At 67.5% G+C, this 20,233-nt stretch carries 16 protein-coding genes and 1 pseudogene; 11 read left to right on the forward strand and 6 right to left on the reverse strand.

Annotated features, from left to right (window positions below; all coding sequences use genetic code 11):
* Window positions 1-109 precede the first annotated feature (109 nt).
* The 3 genes from AC1UKG_RS02785 to AC1UKG_RS02795 are packed head-to-tail and all read left to right on the forward strand — an operon-like array spanning window position 110 to window position 2,234.
* Window positions 110-493 (forward strand): YwqJ-related putative deaminase, encoded by a 384-nt coding sequence (locus tag AC1UKG_RS02785; protein WP_482641880.1) that lies wholly within the window; start codon window positions 110-112, stop codon window positions 491-493.
* Window positions 490-975 (forward strand): SUKH-3 domain-containing protein, encoded by a 486-nt coding sequence (locus AC1UKG_RS02790; protein WP_018743318.1) that lies wholly within the window; start codon window positions 490-492, stop codon window positions 973-975. Before AC1UKG_RS02785 ends, AC1UKG_RS02790 begins: the two co-directional genes overlap by 4 nt.
* A complete protein-coding gene (locus tag AC1UKG_RS02795) occupies window positions 969-2,234 on the forward strand; it encodes an SseB family protein (protein WP_018814257.1) in 1,266 nt (421 codons plus the stop codon). The genes AC1UKG_RS02790 and AC1UKG_RS02795 overlap by 7 nt, the downstream gene beginning before the upstream one ends.
* Window positions 2,235-2,241: 7 nt before the next feature.
* Here the strand turns inward: AC1UKG_RS02795 and mycP (AC1UKG_RS02800) are convergent, their stop codons facing one another.
* The 4 genes from mycP (AC1UKG_RS02800) to eccCa form a co-directional block, all read right to left on the reverse strand.
* The gene (mycP, locus tag AC1UKG_RS02800; RefSeq protein ID WP_482641879.1) at window positions 2,242-3,504 is read right to left on the reverse strand and encodes a type VII secretion-associated serine protease mycosin; all 1,263 of its coding nucleotides are present in this window, start codon (window positions 3,502-3,504) and stop codon (window positions 2,242-2,244) included.
* Between the two features lie 97 nt (window positions 3,505-3,601).
* Window positions 3,602-5,176, reverse strand: a complete 1,575-nt coding sequence (locus tag AC1UKG_RS02805) for a WXG100 family type VII secretion target (protein WP_482641878.1) — start codon at window positions 5,174-5,176, stop codon at window positions 3,602-3,604.
* 32 nt (window positions 5,177-5,208) lie between these two features.
* Entirely contained in the window at window positions 5,209-5,841 is a 633-nt protein-coding gene (locus tag AC1UKG_RS02810) for a hypothetical protein (protein WP_482641877.1), read from the reverse strand.
* A gap of 154 nt (window positions 5,842-5,995) precedes the next feature.
* Entirely contained in the window at window positions 5,996-9,958 is a 3,963-nt protein-coding gene (gene eccCa, locus AC1UKG_RS02815) for a type VII secretion protein EccCa (protein ID WP_482641876.1), read from the reverse strand.
* A 137-nt stretch (window positions 9,959-10,095) separates the two neighbouring features.
* On the opposite strand from eccCa, the gene eccD reads away from it, so the two are divergent.
* Entirely contained in the window at window positions 10,096-11,484 is a 1,389-nt protein-coding gene (eccD, locus tag AC1UKG_RS02820) for a type VII secretion integral membrane protein EccD (RefSeq protein ID WP_482641875.1), read from the forward strand.
* Between the two features lie 10 nt (window positions 11,485-11,494).
* Here the strand turns inward: eccD and AC1UKG_RS02825 are convergent, their stop codons facing one another.
* Window positions 11,495-12,253, reverse strand: a complete 759-nt coding sequence (locus AC1UKG_RS02825) for an SUKH-3 domain-containing protein (RefSeq protein ID WP_026271425.1) — start codon at window positions 12,251-12,253, stop codon at window positions 11,495-11,497.
* Window positions 12,254-12,387: 134 nt separating this feature from the next.
* Between AC1UKG_RS02825 and eccB the strand changes: the two genes are divergently transcribed.
* The 3 genes from eccB to AC1UKG_RS02840 all read left to right on the forward strand — a co-directional run bounded on the left by eccB (window position 12,388) and on the right by AC1UKG_RS02840 (window position 14,618).
* Complete coding sequence (gene eccB / locus AC1UKG_RS02830) at window positions 12,388-13,836, forward strand: type VII secretion protein EccB (protein ID WP_482641874.1); 1,449 nt, start codon at window positions 12,388-12,390, stop codon at window positions 13,834-13,836.
* 145 nt (window positions 13,837-13,981) lie between these two features.
* On the forward strand, window positions 13,982-14,311 hold the full coding sequence (locus tag AC1UKG_RS02835) for a WXG100 family type VII secretion target (RefSeq protein WP_018743326.1): 330 nt from the start codon (window positions 13,982-13,984) through the stop codon (window positions 14,309-14,311).
* Window positions 14,312-14,330: 19 nt separating this feature from the next.
* Window positions 14,331-14,618 (forward strand): WXG100 family type VII secretion target, encoded by a 288-nt coding sequence (locus AC1UKG_RS02840; protein WP_482641873.1) that lies wholly within the window; start codon window positions 14,331-14,333, stop codon window positions 14,616-14,618.
* A 108-nt stretch (window positions 14,619-14,726) separates the two neighbouring features.
* On the opposite strand, the gene mycP (AC1UKG_RS02845) is transcribed toward AC1UKG_RS02840, so the two are convergent.
* Complete coding sequence (mycP, locus tag AC1UKG_RS02845; protein WP_482641872.1) at window positions 14,727-16,022, reverse strand: type VII secretion-associated serine protease mycosin; 1,296 nt, start codon at window positions 16,020-16,022, stop codon at window positions 14,727-14,729.
* A gap of 153 nt (window positions 16,023-16,175) precedes the next feature.
* Here mycP (AC1UKG_RS02845) and AC1UKG_RS02850 point away from each other — a divergent pair, with 153 nt between their 5' ends.
* From AC1UKG_RS02850 to AC1UKG_RS02865, 4 genes and pseudogenes are all read left to right on the forward strand, one after another.
* A complete protein-coding gene (locus AC1UKG_RS02850) occupies window positions 16,176-16,580 on the forward strand; it encodes a YbaB/EbfC family nucleoid-associated protein (protein WP_482643178.1) in 405 nt (134 codons plus the stop codon).
* A complete protein-coding gene (locus tag AC1UKG_RS02855; protein WP_018814265.1) occupies window positions 16,564-16,902 on the forward strand; it encodes a hypothetical protein in 339 nt (112 codons plus the stop codon). The genes AC1UKG_RS02850 and AC1UKG_RS02855 overlap by 17 nt, the downstream gene beginning before the upstream one ends.
* A gap of 45 nt (window positions 16,903-16,947) precedes the next feature.
* Window positions 16,948-19,794: pseudogene (locus tag AC1UKG_RS02860) on the forward strand (YwqJ-related putative deaminase); the annotation flags it as partial.
* Window positions 19,795-20,041: 247 nt separating this feature from the next.
* Window positions 20,042-20,212 (forward strand): hypothetical protein, encoded by a 171-nt coding sequence (locus AC1UKG_RS02865; RefSeq protein ID WP_018743331.1) that lies wholly within the window; start codon window positions 20,042-20,044, stop codon window positions 20,210-20,212.
* Window positions 20,213-20,233 lie beyond the last annotated feature (21 nt).

The following is a 20,233-nucleotide window of genomic DNA, read 5'->3' on the forward strand; positions in this document are numbered from 1 at the left end:
GCGAGTGCTCAGGAACGGCAGGGCACGCCGCGATCGGGTTGGCCGCTAGGCTCGGTGCCGCACCAAGACGCCTCGGTGTCGCACCAAGAAGCAAGGAGCGGGAGGAACGATGGCCACACTTCGCATGTTGCCGCTCACCGCGGGCGCACTGCTGTTCAATGGGACCATCCACACGCATACCTCGGTTCGCGGTGACCTTGAGCCCCACCTGCACCCGATGATCCGGCGGTTCCTGGACGAGCTGCCGAGCAGTCAGCGGGAACGCTTCGCCGGCTCCTGCGCCGAGGCCGTGCTCCTCTCCGACCGGCTCTACGAGGCCGAGGCCGAAGGTGGGTCGATCAGCCCGACCCAGGCCCGATCCCTGCTGCGGGGGGCGAACATATGGGTTACCCGCATCCGGGAGGAGGGCGACCCCCGCGACGACGAGCAACAGCCCCCCTGCCGGTCGTGCGCGGCCCTGCTTGACTGGTTCGGAGTGGAAGGGCTGGCATGAACGACCGCTTCCCACCCCTGGTCGCCGAGGTGCTGCAGGCCGCCGGCTGGGTTCCGGGCCGCCGGGATGACGACCGGGCTCAGCAGTGGGCGCTGCGGCTTGCCGCCGACGCCATGCCGGACGGCCGGCAACACACCATCGTCCGGTCCGCGGTCGAGGCGTACGCCGAGTTCGGTGGCCTGCTGGTCCGCCCGCAGGGCGACGGAGAACAGATCGCGCCCAGCACCTTCCACCTGGATCCGTTTCTGGTCGGCCGCTCGGTGGGCACCCTCGCCGAGGTTGCCGCAGTGATCGGGGCGCCGCTCACCCCGCTCGGCGAGGAGGGCGACGGCACCGGCATCCTGGCGGTTGACGAACCCGGGCGGGTGTTCGTGCTGGACCACTGCGGCGACTGGTTCCTCGGCGCGAACCTCGACGAGGCGATCACCACGCTGGTGCTGGGTCGACAGCCCCACCGGGTACGTGCGGACGGCACGTGGTAGCCGACTGGCGACCGGCGACGTCGCTGGAGGAGCGGCTGCTGGCCGCCGCCGAGGCCGGAGAGCGGGAGACGTTCCTGGTGGCACTGGCTGCCGGCCCACTACTGCTGCCGGTGTCGCCGCAGGCGACCGCCGGCGCGGCACCGATGGTGTGGCCGACGGGCCGCTATGACGGGGAAACCCACGTCATCGCGTTCACCTCCCCCGAGGCGGTCGCCGCCTGCCTGCCCGGCCAATCAGTGAACTATCGCGCCCTCAGCCTTCAAGACCTGGCCACCGACTGGCCGGACGACAGCTGGCTACTCGCGGTCAACGCCGGTCTGCCGATCGGGGTTCACGTCACCGCGGACGAGCTGCGGGTAACCGCGGGACCCGCCCTGGAGGCGGAGCGGGAGCTGCGCCACGCGATCGACCAGCAGAATCCGGACACCCTGACGGCGGCGCTGCTCCGCGTGGAACTGCTGCTACCGATCCGGCCGGGCGGGTCCGAGTCACGGGACCTGTCCGACCCCGGATTTCCGTGGTGGTGCCTCCCGGACGAGCAGGGGAAACTCAACCTGCCGGTCTTCACCAGCGAGGCGCGGCTGCGCCAGGCGCTCGGCGACCAGGACCTGATCACCGTGAGCAGTCTCCGGCTGGCCGAGCAGTGGCCGGACCCGTCGTGGCAGCTCCTGTTGAACCCGGGCACGCCGCTGGTGGCGACACTACCCGGTGCGGCCCTGCGGACCCTGCACGACTGGCTCGGCCAGCTTCGGCAGGTGGTTACCGATGCCACCGAGGAGGAGCGTCAGCGGCGGGAGCCCCCCGTCACGACTCCGGCAGCACCGGGTGTGCCGGCGCCGCGGAACGCGCCGGACGCGGACGACGCTGTTGCTGAACCCGACCAGGACCTACCGATCCGCCTGCAGCTGGTGATTCCACACCGGTACTTGTCTTCCTATCTGGAAGACGGCTACCAGCGGGCCGCCGGTCTGGTACATGCCTGGGCCGGGCCGGGCCGGGATACCCCGGCCCGGCTCTACCGCCGGCTCGGTCTGCTGGGCGAGAATTCGCCGTTCGTGGAGTCCGACGAGTGGGCGGCTGTGCTGCGGTGGGATCCGGATGAGGCGACGCCCGAAGCGTGGGGGCGGGGCCAGCCGCGGATGGAGTCGCTGGTCGTTCCGGACGGGACGGGTCTGCACTGCCTGCACCGGGATGGCCGCGACGAGCTGTTGGCGTGTTTCGACGCGGCTTCCGGGCGTTGGCTTCCGGCTGGTTCCTGATCCCGGGTTAGTCGGGGCGGCGCCAGTGGGCGTCGTCCGTGGGCTGGGCCGGTGGTGTGGCGGCGGGTGCCTGGGGTGCCGCTGCGGTCTCCATCACTGGTGTTTCGGCCTGTCGCCGCCGTCGGCGTCGGTATCGCAGCAGGAGCAGCACCGGCGTCGTGATCAGCCCGAGGGCAACGAGAACGATCACGATCGAGAGCACCATCTCGAGAGTTTTGTTCATCGGTTCTGGGTCGTACGCGCGGGCGCGGGCGAGGGTCGGGTTGATTTCGGGTTCTCGGGGGGCCTCGGTGCGGGTGGCGCGGCCGTCTGGTTCGCCGGTGAGGGCCGCGCGTAGGTCGAGCTGGCCCCAGCCGTAGTCGAGGTCCTTGCCGGGTTTGCCAGCGTCGCGGGTGGTCTCGACCATTCGTTTGAACAGGTCCAGTGAGCTGAGGTTTGGGTATTTCGACTTCACCAGGGCGACGGCGCCGGAGACGAGGGCGGTGGCGCCGCTGTTTCCGGTGACCGTTGCGTATCCCCCGCCGGGTACTGCTTGGTAGAGGTCTTGGGCGGGTGCGGCGAGGTGGATCTCCCCGGCTGGGAGTGAGCCTTCGCGGCTGGGTTCGCCGTCGCGGTCGGTGCCGGCGACCGCGAGCGAGGCCTCGTGTCGGGCCGGGTTGCCGATGACCGCGTTTTGCCGGTTACCGATGCCGGCGACGACGACCACGTCGTTCTGATAGGCCCGCTCCACCGCCTGGTTGAGCGCGTCGCTGTGCGTGCCATGCAGGGAGACGTTGATGACGTCTGCGCCCTGGTCGACCGCCCAGTTGATTGCGGTCGCGACCCCGCCCGGCTCGATGAACGGCACACTTCCGCTTCTTTGCCCCATGCTCGCCACGGTGACGGGCAGGATTTTGGCTTTGGGAGCGACGCCGAGAACTCCGTCGCGGCCGTCGGGGCCGTGTCCGTGGCCGGCGATGAGGGAGGCCATCGCGGTGCCGTGCCCGGTGCGGTCCTCGTGTCCTTTGGACTCGTCGTCGTAGACATCTTCGCCGGGTAGCACGTTGTTTTTCAGGTCTGGGTGGCTGGCGTCTACGCCAGAGTCGATGACCGCGACGGTGATTCCCTCGCCCTGGGCTATTTTGTGCAGCTCGGTTAGCTCGAGGGCATCGAGGTGCCAGGCGTCTTTCCGGTCAGCGGCGGATGCCGGTAGGACTGATGCGCCGAGGGCCACCATGGCACCGAGTGCCGCGGTGGCGATCGTGGCTACCGGGCGGGGGGCGAGGCGCATTCGCGTTACCTCCTCTGTGGCTGTTCCGCGGCCGGTTTGGTGGTTGTCACATGGTATGGGCCGGTCACCCGTGGTGGGGTGATCAGCCCGTTCCGGGTTAGCTCTGGCCGAGAGTTCTTCCGTGGTGGCGTGGCCGTTGCTCGGTCGGCGTGGCGATGGTGCCGGCCGGGGGTGGCTCCGTGGTCCAGAGCTCGTTGTCACCTTCGCCGTATCGCCAGTTTTGGGTCTCGTCCCCGGCTTGTCGTGCCCCGGTGCGGTGGGGCGGGGTGCCCCGACGGCCGCCCAGTGATGGTGCGGGTACGGTGCTGGGCGCCGTTCGGGGACCGCCGGCTGCCTTCCGGCCGGTGAGGGGTCCGCCGCCCCGGGTGCCGCTGCCGGTTGACGGGGTGGGGCGGTTGGTGGCTGGTGGGATGGGCTGACCGACGCTTGGCAGGCTGCTGTGTGGGCTGGCGCCGTGCTTGCCGTTGAGAGTGGGCGACGGTGGCGGTGTCGGTTTAGCGGATTGTGTGCGGGACTGTCCGGGGTGGGGGCTGTGCGGTCCCGGGGTGCCGGTGTTGCCGGGCAGAGTGGGGCGGGACCCTGCGGGACCCCGATGGGTCGGGTTGGGGGTACTGGTGCTGGGAGGAGTGGGCCGTTGGGGTGCGGGGCCGTGGGCACCGGGGTTGCTGGCTCCCGGCAGCGTGGGGCGGGGAGTGCTGGGTCGGTTGGTGGTGGTCGGCATGGTCGGTCGAGGGTTCGTCGGGCCGCTCACGCCCGGTATTACCGTTGGGGGGGCAGGTGTAGGCGGGGTGGAGAGCGGTGGTGTGGCCGGCGGGGGCCCGAGCGTCGGAGGTGGCGCGGTCACGGTGCCGCCGGCGAGCCCGACGCCGTCGGACAACTCGGGTGGGGAGGGCTGTGTCACGTCGAGGTGGTCGGGTAGCTCCGGCTGGCCACCGGGCAAGGTCGGTGCGGGCGCCTGCAGCCCGGTCGGTGCGTTCGGCCGAGCGGGCAGCGAAAGCTGCCCGAGGTTGATCTCGGCTATAGCTGTTGGTCCTCGGTACTGGCCGCCGCGATAGATGTTTGCATAGGAAACGTCCATATACAGCTCAGCCAGCGGCTTGACGACGTTCTTGGCGCGTTCATGGAAATCCCGCCGCACCTCCTCGAACGACTTACCGTTGTTCAAGCCAAAGATGTCGCTGACCTGAACTCCTTCGTCGGCCTTGCGTTTATGAGTTTGGTGCTGCTGCTCGTCCTGGTATTCCAGCCAGAGCACGCGCATGTCTTTCTGCGTCTGTTCGATCTTATTCGCGATCTGCTCCAAGCCGTTGACGTGCCGGTCGGCAACCTCCCTCCACTCGTCCAACGAGTGGAGGGCCGCACCCACCTTGGTCATAAAGTAGTGACCCGCGGGCGACTGCCACTTCGCCGCCAGCCCATCGGCGTGCCGTTTCAGACTTTCCCGCGTGGCCTGCAGTAGGACGCTGGCGCGGCGCCAAGCCTCAGCCAGAGCGACGGTGTGCTCATCGCTCTCGTGGCGGACATATTCCCACATCTGCTCGATGTCGAGCCTGTCCCACTGGGTGGGCGAATAGGATGGGCTCGGGTCCTTGACGTAGTCGTCGGTGCCTCCGGCAAAAAACCCATGGGTCATGGTGGGAGTTGGCTCATACCCGAAATACTGGTCTCTCATCCCCGCTCCCTCAATACTCCCATCCCAGCCCGTCAGTCCCGTAGGTCGATGTCGGCTGGAGCCACCTCGTCGCCGTGCATCCCCTCATCGTCGCCCTGGATCTGGTATGCGGCAGAACCCACGCCGACCGTCTCTGGCTGGCCTAGTGTCGAAGTTCCCTCACTGCCGTCACTGCCTCCTTCGATAGCGGTTTCGTTCTCAAGGTCGGCGGCCACCGATTTAAAGCGAGCCTCCGCGCGCGGGTCAGTCGAGTCTGCCTGCTCGTTGTGGCCCGGCTGCGAGGCCTGGTCAAGAGGCTTCCATGAATCCAGATTTGAGAATGTTCTCAAAACATCGTCGTTGGTCGCCTCGGCGAGGGCGTCTTCGGTGAGGTAGCCAGCGGAGATCGATTTGGCGGCAACGCTGAGGGAGGCCAGACCTGTCCCCACCTCTGTGAGTAAAGCCGTTATCGCCGTGCGGCTTTGTTCATGACTGTCCCGGAAGTACACGCCCTCGTTCATTCCGCCCGTGCCGAACGGTGCCCTTACTTGGAGCATCGGAACCACACCATGCTGATAGCTGGGAGTAAAGTTTGCGTTAAGTTCGTCCATGAGGGCAGCCGCGAAGTCGTCGAGCTGCTGGATGTCGACGTCGATGTTCTCCCCGGCGAGCCAGTCGTCGCCCATGTGTCTCCCCCGATCGCTCACCCGTCAGCGGCGCACGTGACCAACCAGGAAACTCACTTTATTCACCGTATGTCCTAATTGGGCATCCATGCAGCGGTAGGCTGAGTATCCACTCTGGTAGAGTATAGCGTCATTGCGCAACCCCGTCGGGTGCTCACGCCTGCGACGGAAGATTCACCAGTTGCACCAATCGGGTGCCCTCCCGCCGGGTGACGAGCCAGCCCCGACCCGGTGGCAGTGGCCCGGGGCGAACGTTACCGAGCAGCACCCCCTCGTCCCGGTTGCCGGACATCACGATGCCCGGGGTGCTGATCTCCCGCAGTCGCATCAGTACCGGCTCGTAGAGGGCCCGGCTCGCGCCGCCGGTGCGGCGAGCGATGATCACATGCAGACCGATGTCCCGGGCCTGCGGCAGGAACTCCAGCAGCGGCATCAGTGGATTGCTGCCCGCCCCTGCCACCAGGTCATAGTCGTCAACCAGGAGGTAGAGATCGGGCCCCTTCCACCAGCTGCGTGCCCGCAACTCGTCGGGCTGGATGTCGTTGGGAGGCAGCCGGTCCCGCATCACGGCGGCGACCTCGGCGACGATGTTTTCGGTGAGCTGCGCCGACGATCCGTACCCGACCAGGTGATCGGTGGTGATGTCGCCGAGCATGCTGCGGCGATAGTCGACGAGGATCAGTCGTGCCTCGTTCGGCTCGTTGCGGTCGACGATCGACTGGGCCAGTGCCCGTAGGAAGGTGCTCTTGCCGGCCTCCCCGTCGCCGAAGAGCAGGAAGTGCGGGTCGGCGGCGAGGTCCAGGTGTACCGGCTGGAGGTCCACCTCGGCGATGCCGATCGGCACGCCGGGCCGTCCGGTGGAGGGCAGGCTGCCGTACGGGACCACCGGCGGGAGCAAACGGATCGGCGGGGCTCCCGGTCCCTCCCAGGCGGTGGCGAGATCGTTGATCAGCTTCCGAGACCCCTCGGGCAGGCTCTCCGGCTCCTGAGCGCCGTCGGCGCGGGGCAGCGCGGCGAGAAAGTGCTGACCATCGGGGTTGATTCCCCGGCCGGGTGACTTCTCCGGCACGTTGATCGCCGCACGACGATCCAGCATGGAGTCACCAGCGTCCGCCAACCAGAGCTCCAGCCGGGTGCCGAAAACATCCCGGACAGCCGGGCGCAGGTCCATCCAGCGTCCGGCGGTGACGATCAGGTGAATGCCGAAGGAGAGCCCGCGGTTGGCGATGTCGCTGATCGCCGGCTCAAGGTCCTCGAACTCGGTACGAATGGTGGACCAGCCGTCGATGACGAGGAAGACATCGCCGAACGGGTCGTCGGTGTGCTGGCCGTGTCGGCGAGCGCGCCGGTACGCGGCCATCGAGTCCACCCCGCGCTCACCGAACCGCCGCTCCCGCACACCCATCAGCAGCTGCAACTCGGCGATCGTTCGCCGGACCAGACCGGCGTCGAGCCGGGTCGCCACCGCGCCGACGTGCGGCAGGTCGCGCAGAGAGGAGAGCGCGTTGCTGGTCAGGTCGAGGCAGTAGACCTGCGCCTCACGTGGCGTGTGGGTCAGCGCCAGGGAGGTAACGATTGTCCGCAGCAGGGTGCTCTTGCCGCTCTGTGGACCGCCCACGATCACCGCATGGCCGGCGGCGCCCGCCAGGTCAAACCAGAGCACGTCCCGACGCTGCTCGAAGGGCTTGTCGATGATGCCGGTGGCCACCTGGAGCTCGCCGACCAGGCCGGCGTGCGCCACCGTCACCCCCCGGTCCGGGTCCGCGGTCAGCGGTGGCAGGAGCTGGTCCAGCGTCGGCGGCTCCGCGAGCGGGGGCAGCCACACCTGGTGGGCCGGTGTACCCCGGCCGGTGAGCTGGCCGACCAAAATATCCAGCAGGCTTTCGCCGCTACCGGCGGCGACGTCGGGTTCCGGTGTCACCCTCTTCTCGGTCGGTGTCACCGGCGGCGCGACATAGCTGGTGCTGTACTCCAGCACCCGCGTCTCGCTGTCACCGGCGGCGACCGCCGTCGCCGTCTCGCTGCGGTAGACGCCGGAGACGTACGAGGCCCTGAACCGGACCAGCGGTTCGGTACCAAAGCGGAGGTAGCCGTGGCCCGGCGAATTGGGCAGCTCGTACGCGTCGGTGGCGCCGAGCACCGCCCGGCTCTCCATGGCGGAAAAGGTCCGCAGCCCGATCCGGTACGACAGGTGGGTGTCCAGGCCGCGCAGCCGACCCTCCTCCAGTTTCTGGGTGGCCAGCAGCAGGTGGACACCGAGCGACCGGCCAACGCGACCGATCTGCACGAACATTTCAATGAAGTCTGGCTTGTCCCGAAGTAGCTCGGAGAACTCGTCGCAGATGATGAGCAGGCTCGGCAGGGGAGCCAGGGGTGCCCCCGCAGCCCGAGCCTTTTCATAGTCGCGCTGCGAGGCGTAGTTGCCAGCCGCGCGCAGCAACTCCTGCCGGCGCACCAGCTCACCGTTGATCGCGTCGGCCATCCGGTCCACCAGCGGCAACTCGTCAACGAGGTTGGTAATGACCGCGCTGCTGTGTGGGAGGGCGTCTAACCGGGTGAAGGTCGCGCCACCCTTGAAGTCGATCAAAACGAAGTTCAGGTTCTCCGAGTTGTGCGTGGCGGCGAGCGCCAGCACCAGCGTCCGCAGCAGCTCCGACTTACCGGAGCCGGTCGCGCCAATCAGCAGGCCGTGTGGGCCCATGCCGTCCTGTGCGGACTCTTTGAGGTCGAGTTCGATCGGAGCGCCGTCGGCGCTGGTACCGATCGGCACCCGCAGCCGGTCCCGGTTCGGCCGTGGCTGCCAGGCTGCCTCGAGGTCGAACTCGTGCGGGTTACCGATGTTGAGCAGGTCGACCAGGCCCATATCGGCACTGAGGGAGCTGTCACCACCACGGGACGAGGTCGACAGCCGCAACGGGGTCAGCTGCATGGCGAGCGCCTCGATCTCTGTGATCCCGCAGTGGTCAGCCCGCCCGATCTCCGTCGTGCCATCCACAGTGGTGCTTGCGAGCTTGTCGTCCGCGGTCACCTCGAGCACCAGTCGAGTTCGATCCAGCAGCCGCGGCGCCGGGTTGGAGAGGTCGAGCAGGGTGACGCCCTCCACGCCGCCCTCGGTCATCAGGTGATCTGAGGCAGCGGTGTCGCCGCCGTCAATGACGACCAGGACGTGCGGCCCGTTCACCTGGGAGGTGCTGCCGGTGGGGTTGTAGCGAGGCCGGCTGGCCAGCACGTCGTCGAGCATCGCCTCCAGCCCGGCGGCCGAAGGCGCGACGAGCCTCAGCTGCCCGAGCGCGTCGGTGCGACTCGGGTGCAGCCCATGCGGCAGCCACTTCGTCCACTCCCACGCGGACCGCTGATCCGGGGCGACGCAGATCGCCACGAGTAGGTCGTCCGGGGCGTGGAAGGCGGTGGCCTGGGCGAGCATCGAACGGACCAGGCCTCGTACCGCCTTGTCGTCCCCGCGCAGGTGCACCCGGGCGAAGCCGTTGAGGGCCATCGTCAACGGCAGGTCCGGCACCTCTCCGTAGGTGGTCAGGAAGCGGCGCAGGGCCAGGGCACACATCGGCTCGAGCTTTTCCAACGTCGTCCCCGGTGGCGGGACCAGTGGGGTGGAGAGTTCCTGCGACCCAAGCCCGATCCGAACGGTCGCGAAATCGACATCTCCCCGTCGGCGCTCCCACAACCGTGGGCCGACCGGAACGGACCAGAGCGCACTCGGCTCCGGGTGCCGGTAGAACGCGGCTTCCCGTTGTTTCTGAACGGTTTTGAGAACCCGACGGCGCTGCCGTGACAGGTGTGTCATGTACTCGCGTCGTTGTTGCAGCATTTCCTGCTTGTTCGGCCCACCGGAGTTGTTGGCGATCTGCGAGGCGAGCATTCCGATCGCGGAGAGGCCGAAAAGGCCCCCGGCGACGTAGCGAATGGTGTTGCCGCTCTGGCCGGCGAACATCAGCGCCATCGCGAACGAACCGGCGAGCATCGGCAGCATCATCAGCATCTGCCCCCAGCTGCGTCCACCCGGCGGTGGCACCTCGGGCGGCGCCTCCAGCAAGACCTCGCCGGACGGGTACTCCGGTTCCGGTTGCCGGGCCGGGCGTTTCACCACGATGGTGCTCACTTATCAGACCTCCCCGCTGATGCCTGGACTCGATCGAAAGAAACCGGTGCCCACGCCACGGCACATGGTAGGTAGCCTCTTCTCGTCATGACAGCCGCGGGCCTGGGTTGGTCCGCTCCTCGTCGGAGGGGGCGTCAGTGGTTACCCAGGCCGGAACCGGACTCGCGCGCATCGCGATCGTCGCCCCAGACCGGCGACTCGATCTAGCCCTACCAGAGCACCTGCCGCTGGTGGGAATGCTGCCTGCCGTGTTACGCCAGGCAGCGGAGCACCCATCAGACGGGACGGCTCACGGCGGCTGGATGCTACGCCGTACCGACGGCACTACCATCGATCTCACCCGTACGTTGGCGGCGCAGAACATCCGAGATGGGGAGACGCTACACCTGGCACCGCGTCGTACCGAGTGGCCGGAGCTGGCGTACGACGACCTGATGCAAGCTGTCGCGGCCGGCGCGCGTCGCCGCGGGATCGCTTGGAATCCACTCGCGACTCGCCTGACAGGCCTGATTGTCGCCAGTGTGCTGCTGCTGACCGGCCTGGCGGTCATCCTCGGATCGGAGGAGCCCGGTTGGCTCGGCGGCGTGATCGCCCTCAGCGCCGCCGCCGGCCTACTACTGGGCGGGATCGTGCTCTCCAGGGCGATGGCCGACTCGCTCGCCGGGGCGGTGCTGGCCGCCGCCGGACTGCCCTACGCCTTCGTCGGCGGGATCCTGGTGATCGGGACCGGGGAGTCCGTCTGGGCGCTCGGCGCGCCACACATACTGCTCGGCTCTGCCGTCCTGCTCCTCACCGGCCTACTCGGCATCCTCGGGGTGGGGGACGCTGTTCGGGTCTTCGTCGCGGCGGTCTACGCCGGAATTTGGGGCATGCTTGGCGGGTTGTTCGCCCTTGGCTCGCTTGACGCCGCTCAGGGCGCGGCGATCGTGGTCAGCGCGGTGACCCTGCTGCTGCCGGCGATGCCGCTGCTCGCGGTGCGGCTGGGTAAGGTGCCGATGCCGGCGCTGCCCCGGACCGTCGAGGACCTGCTGCGCGACGAGCCGCAGCCGCGGCGGGAGGCGGTCTACCAGGCGACTGCCCGGGCTGACGAGGTGCTCACCGGCATGATCTTCGGCGCGATCGTGGTCACCGTCGGTTGTCTGATCGTGTTGACCGCGGCGGGGTCGGTCTCCGCTCTGGTGTTGACCGGAGTCGTCTCCCTCGGCTACCTGCTGCGGGCCCGACTGGTGTCGACCGTCCGGCACCGGGTGCCCATGCTCGTCGGAGGGCTCGTCGGGCTGGCCCTGCTGCCCCTGGTCGGCGCGGCCGATGCCGAGACGGTGGTGCGCGTGTTGGCGGTGCTGCCGGTGGCGATGGTCGCGGCCGGGATCTCGGTCAGCGCCGGGCTCGCCTACAGCCAACGGGCCCCGTCACCACGCCTGGCCCGGTTCGGGGACTTCCTCGACATTCTGCTGCAGCTCGCAGTGGTGCCGGTGGCGTGCGGTGTGCTGGGCCTGTACACGTTCATGCGTGCGTTGAACGGCTGAGCCGCCGGGGTTAGTCGTCGGTGCGCCAGGTGAGGTCACTCGCCTCGGGGACATCGTCGCCGCGGATCAGGGTGATGAGGGCGCTGTCGATGTCCGGACCGATGAAGAAGTCGTCGGCCCAGTGCAGTTGGAACACCCGTCCCTGAACGTCGATGACCAGGTCGGAGGGGCCGTCGGCGTTGTTGCCAATCGGAAAAACAGGATTGTTGAACTCCTCAGCGAAAACGTGGGAGTCCTCGGAAAGCACCTTCCCACGGGTCGGTTGGATATAGCTCCAGAACCCGCCTCCCGGTTCCCCATGTCCACCGAACTGGGGCAGCCGCAGCCCGCCGAACTCGACCAGGGCGGCCCGGGCGGCGGGAAAGCACTCCAGGCCCGCGAGTTCGTCGGCGAAGCGCCTCAGCCACTGGTCGACGGCGGCAGTCATGTCCCGGCCAGGGAACCACCCGGCTTGGTCCAGGATCTCGCGTACGTCTGGCGGGAAACGGCCCTCGGCGGCGCGGTACCGCGCATATTTGTCGGCGACAACCGCGCCGGGCAGCGATGGCCACTGGGTCACCTCCCCGGTCTCTCGGTCGACGACCACGACGAGGTGCCCGGTTTCCGCTCGGGGCAGGGGCGTTCCGTCCGCCGCTCTCTTCAGAGGTTCGGAGTGGGAGATGACAAAGCCGAGGTCGAACTCGTAGAGGTTGAGCAACGGCAGCGGGCCGGGCAGGGCGACGGCGGCCCATTGTCGGAACCGGGTCATCGCCTCGCTACGACTGATCAATTGAACTCCTCGGGCAGTTGAGGTGATCTGAAGGTGGCGCCGGCCGGGTGCCGGGCCCACGGTTGTCGTCGCGGTGCCTATCGTAGGCGTCGCGGTCCGACTCCATCTGTGCCGACCGCGCAAGGGGAGGTGCCATGCCATCGCGGCGGGACCAGGTCCAGTCGTACCAATTCTTCGTCCAGCGGATGACCTCCGCGCTCGTGGCCCGGGAGCCCGATCCGGAGAATGCCGCGCCGTTTCGGCGGCTCGGTGGTGCTGGCTTCGCGAGCCTCATGGTGGCGGTGCTCTGCCTCGCCGCGGTGGGCGTCTACGGGTTGCTGCGCCCCGGCGGCGCCACCAAGTGGAAGGAGCAGGCGGCCGTCATCCTGGAGAAGGAAACCGGTACTCGGTTCATCTACCGAGAGGGCCGCCTGTACCCGGTGGTCAACTACTCGTCGGCGCTGCTGGCGTTGGGCACGGCGGCGCCCACCGTCTCTGTTTCCCGTAACTCGTTGGTCGGCACGCCGCGCGGCACCCCGATTGGCATTCGTGACGCACCGGACGCGCTGCCCGACCCGAAGCGGCTCCGCTCCGGTCCGTGGACGCTTTGCACCCAGCTGTCCCGCGACCCGGCGGGTGGGATCGTCGCCACCACGGTGCTGATGGTCGGTACGGCATCCGACGGTGGGCGGGAGATGGGTGACACCGCGCTCTTGGTCCGCGACACCACGACGAACCGACTGCATTTGATCTGGCATGACCACCGGTACGAAATCGGCGACGAAAACGTGGTCCTTGAGGGACTCACCATGACCACGGAGCCCGTGGTTGAGGTGGGCGGAGCGTGGCTGAACGCCCTACCCGCTGGTGAACCGATCGAGATTCCGGAGGTAGCCGACCGAGGTCAGCGATCCGATGCATTGCGGGAAGCTCGAATCGGTCAGGTCTTCGTCGTGGAAAGCCAGAACGGTGGCCGTCAGTACTACCTCGCCGAGCGCGGTCAGCTGCGGCCGCTGACCCAGCTTCAGGCCGAGGTGCTGTTGGCAGACCCGGCGGCCACGCGGGCCTATCCGGATGGGGCGTTACCGGAGCCGATCTCGCTCTCCGCCGGCGCCGCGGCGGCGGCACCCAAGGCGTCACCGCCAGCTGGGAGGCCTCACCGCGCGCCTGGCGAGCGTCCCGAAATCGCCCAGGAGGCCGACGATGGACCAGCCGTCTGTGCGGTCTACCAGCCGGGGCAAAGCGATCCGACCCTCCTGCTAGGAGGTCAGCTACAGCCGGTGCAGGATCCGGTGCGCACTGCCGAGCAGAGCGGCACGGGCATCCCTCTCGCTGACCGGGTGGTTATCGAACCCGGCCACGGCGTCCTGGTTGCGGCCATGCCGGCGCCGGAGGCTTCGACGGGAGCGCTGAGCCTGGTTACCGATCTCGGCTACCGGTATCCACTGGCCTCGGAGGAGGTGGCGGAAATGCTCGGCTATCGGGATGTGCGTACCGTTGAACTACCAGCGAGTCTGGTCGACCGGCTACCCGCTGGTCCCGCACTCGATCCGGCCGCCGCAAAGCAGGCTTCAGGACCGGATCAGCCGGGACTACCACAGTAGAATCTGCCGCTTCAGAAAGGTTGGCTGACCTAGCGCAGGCTGCACAGAACCCGTTACGGTTTGTATGGCAAGCGGTGCGAGCGCGCCGCAACGAGGCCGCCTCCGCCACAGCGAGGCGATCGATGAGGACGGGGGTGACTCCACCATGACGATGCGTACCGACACCGGCTTGATGGTGAAGACCGAGGGTGAGGTAAACGCCGTCGCCGACCGGCTTACCGGCAATCTGAACCAGCTGATGGACCAGCTCGCACCGCTGTACGACCAGTGGAAGGGCGCCGGTGCGGGCTCCTTCCAGCAGGTGCGCCAGCGCTTTGACCAGGACATGGCGCGGCTGAACGTGGCACTGCGAGCGATCGCCGAGGCGGTTGGCTCTGCCGGTAAGGATTACGACATCGCGGACCAAGCAATTAAGTCCGACATGGATTCCGCGGGCGCTACCGCCGGGCAGATTACCGCGGCGCTGAAGCTCTGACGGGAAAGAAGGTTCCGAGATGGAGATTCGGTACAACTTCGGTGCGCTGAACGCCGCGGCAGACAGCTGTGGCAGCAGCATGAAAAACATGAACGGCGAGCTCGAAGGGCTCAAGTCCAGCATCGCACCCATGCTCGCCACCTGGGATGGTGACGCACGCGAGGCGTATTTTCGCCGGCAGAGCGAATGGGAGTCGGCGGCGAACGACCTGCGTGACCTGCTCGGCCGGATTGAGCGAGCGGTGCGTGAGTCGGCTGCCAACATGCAGGCCCGCGAGGCGGCAAACCGGGCGAAGTTCGGCGGCTGAGCCGCTGCGAATGATCCGATGGCCTGGCCTTGTGCCGGGCCGTCGGCATTTGCGGTCCAGCCGGACTCCTGGCCTACCCGACAGTGCGGAGGCTGCGTCGAACGGCCGTCAGTCGCGGGGCAGCGAGCTGGGCACCCGGAAGAACGCCTCTTCGGGCTCGTCGATTTCCGGACCCGAGGGCGATGGCTCCCCAGGGCGGGTCGGGCGCCAGCGGAGTCGCCGTCCCCGCGGTAGCAACGAAACGATTGCGCCGACTACGAGCGCAATTGCCGCGACTAACAATCCACCCCAGAGCGCCGATCGGCGGAAGTCCTCCCACCGCTGCGTCCGCTCCTGAACCGCTGCGTTGTAGGACGGCTCGGGCAACGGGGCCGCGGCCACCGGCGCTGCGCTGCGTAACCGCTCAGTAACCGCTCGATAGGGGCTGAGTACACCCTGCCCGTAGCCCTGCTCCGGACCTCCCCGGGCCGGGTCCGCCGTACCTAGTAGCTGGCGCGAAACCTGCGAGGCGGACAACTGTGGCTCGGCGGCACGGATCAGGGCTGCTGTCGCGCTCACCAGCGGGGTCGCGAAGCTGGTGCCGCTCCAGACATCATGGCCCTTCACGCGGGTGGCCGCGACCACCGCACCACCGGGGGCCACCACATCGACATAGGGCCCGACCTGTGACTGCTTCACCCGCGTGCCCTGCTCGTCGATCGCGCCGACACCGATCACGCCGTCGTAGGCAGCCGGATACGGCACCGGGTCGGGGTACTCGCCGTTGCGATGGAGGTTTCCGGCGGCGGCGACCAAGACCACGTCCTTCGCCTGGGCGTAGCGGATCGCGCTCTCGACAGCGGGGTAGGGGCGGTAGAGCGTCACCGACATGTTAATCACATCTGCGCCGTTGTCGGTAGCCCGACGGATGGCCTGTGCGAAGACCTCGGGGGAGACGCTCTCGCCCTGGGCCTCGTCGCCCTTGTTACCGGCCTGTTCGCTAACACGGAACGGGACGATAGTGGCTTCCGGGGCCATTCCATGAAAGCCGATACCCTCCTGTGGGCGGGCGGCAATCAGGCTGGCAACCGCAGTGCCGTGAGAAACACAGTCGAAGTCGGCGCCGCTGGACCCCCGGAGGGCGTCGAACCCGGGGGCTACCTGACCATCCAGCTGCGGATGACTGCCGTCGGAACCAGAGTCCACAACGGCCACGGAAACACCGGCTCCGGTGCTGAAAGGCCATACCCGTCGGGGGGATAGCCACTGCTGGTGCCAAGGGGTGTCACTGATGATCTGACCCGGCTCGCTCGGGTTGGCGCAGGACCCCGGAGCGGCCGTGGCTGGCACGTGGGGGATCAGGATAGTCGAGCTGACCAGCGCTAACAGGAGTGCAACAACAGGCTGATGGCGGTTGCGGAGCATGTCGTGCTCACCTCTCCTTCGCACAAGGCCGCTGCATCCTAGCGATTTCCGGACAGTCGCCGCGCCCCGGCATCGCGACGGGTTCAGTATCGTGGGCTGTGCCAAGTGCCGACCGCTGGTGACGCCAGGTAGACGTGCGGGGGAGAAGACGTCGTGGACATTGAGGCCTTGCGCGCTCGCGCTGACGAGTTAATGGCCCAGTTCGAGCGGATGCGGTCCGGCGTGGACGATCTCCAGCAGCAGCTGAAGGCGGTAGATGCCACTGTGGTCTCGGAAGACGGGTTCGTGACGGTGACGGTTGGTCCTAGCGGTCGTGTCACCAAAGTGGAGTTCGATCCGCGCATCTATCGGCGGCCAGACTCGAGAGAGCTGTCCACCACAGTCACAGAGACGATCCAGCGGGCGACGGAGACGGCGCTGGCGGAGGTTGAGGAGCTACTTCAGCCGTTCGTGCCGGACGGTCAGTTTCAGGCATACCTGGATCATGATCTGGCGGGTGTCTTTGGTCAGCTTGATCGCGACATCTCCGGGAGGGGGGCTGATGAACGGTCCGAATGACACGTTTGTCGACCCGGACGGTGCGCGTGATGGTGCCCGTCAACTCGATGCGGCAGGCGCTGCGCTGGCTCGCGGCTGGGCGGAGCATGCGGCCATCATTTCCACGCTCAATGCGGCTTCGCCGTGGGGCACTGACGATTACGGCAAGGAATTCAACAAAAACTACCTGGAGGGCGAGGCGCCTGCTGCTGATGTTCTTGAGGGTGGTCAGGTGATTGTGGGGCGGGTTCAGGTGCTTGGTGCGATTGCTTTGGCGGCCTTGGCGGGGACTGTTGCGGTGGATGAGGCGGTCGCGGAGTCTTTCGGTACCGGTGACGCCTGACATCCCGGTGGGATCGGGTGTGTGGGGGAACGGGGGCGTGACGGGATGGCGGTACCTTTTCCCGAGGGTTTGATTGCCGAATATCCGACGGTGTGGGAAGCCATCTGTTGGGTGAGTGCTGGTGAGGCGTGGCCGAAGGGTGACGAAGATCGGTTGCGGGAGCTTGCTGAGGCCTGGCGGGGGCTTGCTGAGGCGGTGAATGGTGCCCGCTTTGACGCTGATGTAGCGGCTTTGAGGCTTCTTCAGAGTTGGGGTGGGGGTACGGGGGAGGCGTTTAGTCAGGTCTGGAACCAACTGGGTGTTGATCCGGATATGGGGTTGCCGCTGATTCAGGAGGTGGCTGCCGAATTCGCGTTTCGTGCTGATGATGCCGCGATGGAGATCGAGTATGCAAAGCTGACGATTGTCATCGCTTTCTACGTCACGGTGATCGCTGTTTTCGTGTCGATGATGATGGCCTTCCTGGGCGGGGTGTCGGCGGTGGGTATTCCCGCGGCTCTGGCGGCGGGTCGGCAGGCGGTTACGGTCGCGGCTCGCCGGCTGGTCGCGCAGTTGGGGCGGCATGTTGCTACTCGGGCCGGGCGGCAGGCGGCGCTGCGTGGTCTTGGTGGTCAGATTGGTCAGCGACTCACTCGGGAGGGGCTGCGGGGGGCCGGGCGGCGGTTTGCCTTGGAGTTGGCTGAGGAGGTTGGTGAGGAACTCCTGATTGATCTGGCTGCGCAGGCGTATCAGATGAATGCGGGTACGCGGACGCAGTGGGATGTGAGTCGTACTACCACGGCGGGTTTGGGCGGTGCTTTTGGTGCGGTTCTTGGTACTGGGCTGAGCGCTGGTACTCGTTTCGCTCGTCATAACGTGGCGCCACGGTTGCCGGTGTCGTTCAGTCCGCCGTTGATGAATTTTCGTGGTGCGGGGGTTGTTCGGTGGGGCGGTAGGACGCTTGCTGCTGGGGTGCAGAACGCGATTATTTCGCCGGCAGCCAGCGTTTTGGCTCATCGGGTGGTTGCGTCGGAGTGGAGCGTGCCGGGTGGGGACGCGCTGCTGGGTGGGTTTGCCAGTGGTGCTGGTCGTGGTGGTGCCACGATGGCAGCCAGTAGTGGTGGTAGCGCGTTGGCGGACCTGCAGAACGGATTGACGGGCTTCGATCCCGGGAAGCTCAAGGGTGCTGGACCGGATGCCGGTTTGGATAGCGTGCCGACTACCGGACTCGGGTCGATCTCACTGGCCCCACCACCGGCCATGGACCCGGCAGCCTCCGGCGGCATCGGCCAGGGACAGACCCCCACCGGCACCGGTCAGGGACATACTCCCACCACTGGTAGCGCCGGGTCTGCTGCCTCGCCCACGGGCGACACCGCCAACGCCCGCCTCAGCACCGATCAAGCTACCGCTGACGCCTTCGCCGCCGCCCCCGGTGCCGATCCGGGCACCCACACCAGCGCGGGCACCAGCACCCACAGCAGCTCGAGTGCCGGCCCTGGTTCGGCGGCCGGCACTGGTCGGGGTGGCGCCGATGCGGGCTTCGAGGCCGGCTCCGGAGGGTGGTCAGACCCGGCCTCTGTGGCTACCGGCGGAGGCAGGGACGGTGGGTCCAAGGGCGACACAATCAACTTGGCGGGGCACTCTGCTGCCTCCACCATTCAGAGCGCTCTGTCGCCGTCCACCGAAGGAAACGCCCGGGGGCACTTCCCACCGGCACCACAATCCTCAACCCCAAACCCGGCCTCGGCGCCTGCAGTCGCCCCCACCGGCACGACGAGCACCTCCACCACCAGCGCCTCCGTCCCCGGCCCTGGTCCCGCGCTTGCGGCCCCCCACAGCGGTGCCACCACAAACCCGACAACGACCGGGACACCCACACCATCACCTAGGCAACCAACACCCACCCCCACCGTTCCGACCGCCAGCCCTCCCACCACCGGCGCTTCGGGCACGAGTACTTCCCCAGCCAGCGTGAGTAGCCGGAGCGGGACATCCCACATCCCGGCGGCAGCAGCCGCCTCGCCCGCCACGAACCCTTCGGCGACCAACAGCCAATCGACATCAACCAGCAACCCAAAAGCGACACACACAGCCCGCCCCACTCCGCTCACCCCCAACAACCCCACACCGGCCCCGACACCGACCGTGCCGACAGCAACCGGCACCAACCCGTCGGCCACACCTGACCCAGCAAACCGCATTCCCCACCAACGGACACCGACCAATAGCCCGACGACCACCGCACCAACGCGCACTGGAGCGCCGGCTACTGACACGGTTACTGGGGCCAGCGGCAGCATCGAAGCAGACGGCCCGACCGGGATTGCCCGCTCCACGCGCCCGACCGGGGGCGGTACCCACAGTTGGCAGGGCAAGTCGTTCACCGTTAGCGGCGATCCGAACGGTCCGGAGGCCAAGCGGACGCTTATCGAGGCGTCTCGGAGAATGGCCGAAGCCGTTCGAAAAGCGGTCAAGGGTAAGGATATATCCAAGGCCAAGATGCCGGGTGTGGCGGGCGCGTTGATGATGCCGAACGGCGGGATCACGACCCACACCAGCATGGCTGCCAACAAGAGCACGAAGCCGTCGACCCGGCCGGCGGTGCATCCGCTGGTGCAGGCCACCCTCGATCGAATCAAGGCCGCGCTCGATGCGAAGCCGGGCAAGGGGCCTGGCACGGGGGCCGGGCACGGCAAGTGCGCTGAGGTCGCCCTGGTTTCTGACCAGCTCTACCGGCTGGAAGGAGAGTGGAGGCAAGCGGGCGAGCCCGGAACGCTGGAGCAGTACGCCCTAGACGCGCTCAGCGGCGCCCAGATCGTCACCCATCAGATCAAGTCAGCAGTCGAGGACGATGTCCACTATGACCTTGGCCATTACCGACCACCGTGTCGCTCATGCCGGCACCTCTTGCCCCAGTTCGGTATCGAGCCGATTTCTGATCCCGAGCGGTCACCGACTGTATACCAGCCGCCGGCGCCAGAGGTGGTGGGCAACGGGCCACTCCTGAGTGACAGGCGTCCTTACGGTGAGCCCGGGGGGCTGGTTCCACCGGAGTCGGCCCATCAGCAGACACTGGTAGAAGCTGTGCCTTGTGATCCGGAGAACGGCCGGCCCAAAGTGCGCCCGGACCCGAGGCAGCAAGGCTGGGTGGGCAGGCATGGGGACGCTGAGGTTCGGATACTTCCTCCTGAGGCGACCGGAGGACCCGACTGGTCCGGCGGAACGGGAGGTGCTCCACTTCACGACGGTTTCACTGCCGACGGAGGCGGAGTTGACGGAGATCTGCCGCGAGGCGCTACCGAGGTGGCTGCGGGACGCCCAGAAGTAGCCGAACCCGAGGTCCTGTCGG

It is taken from the genome of Salinispora sp. CH2A1_6 (assembly GCF_056820975.1).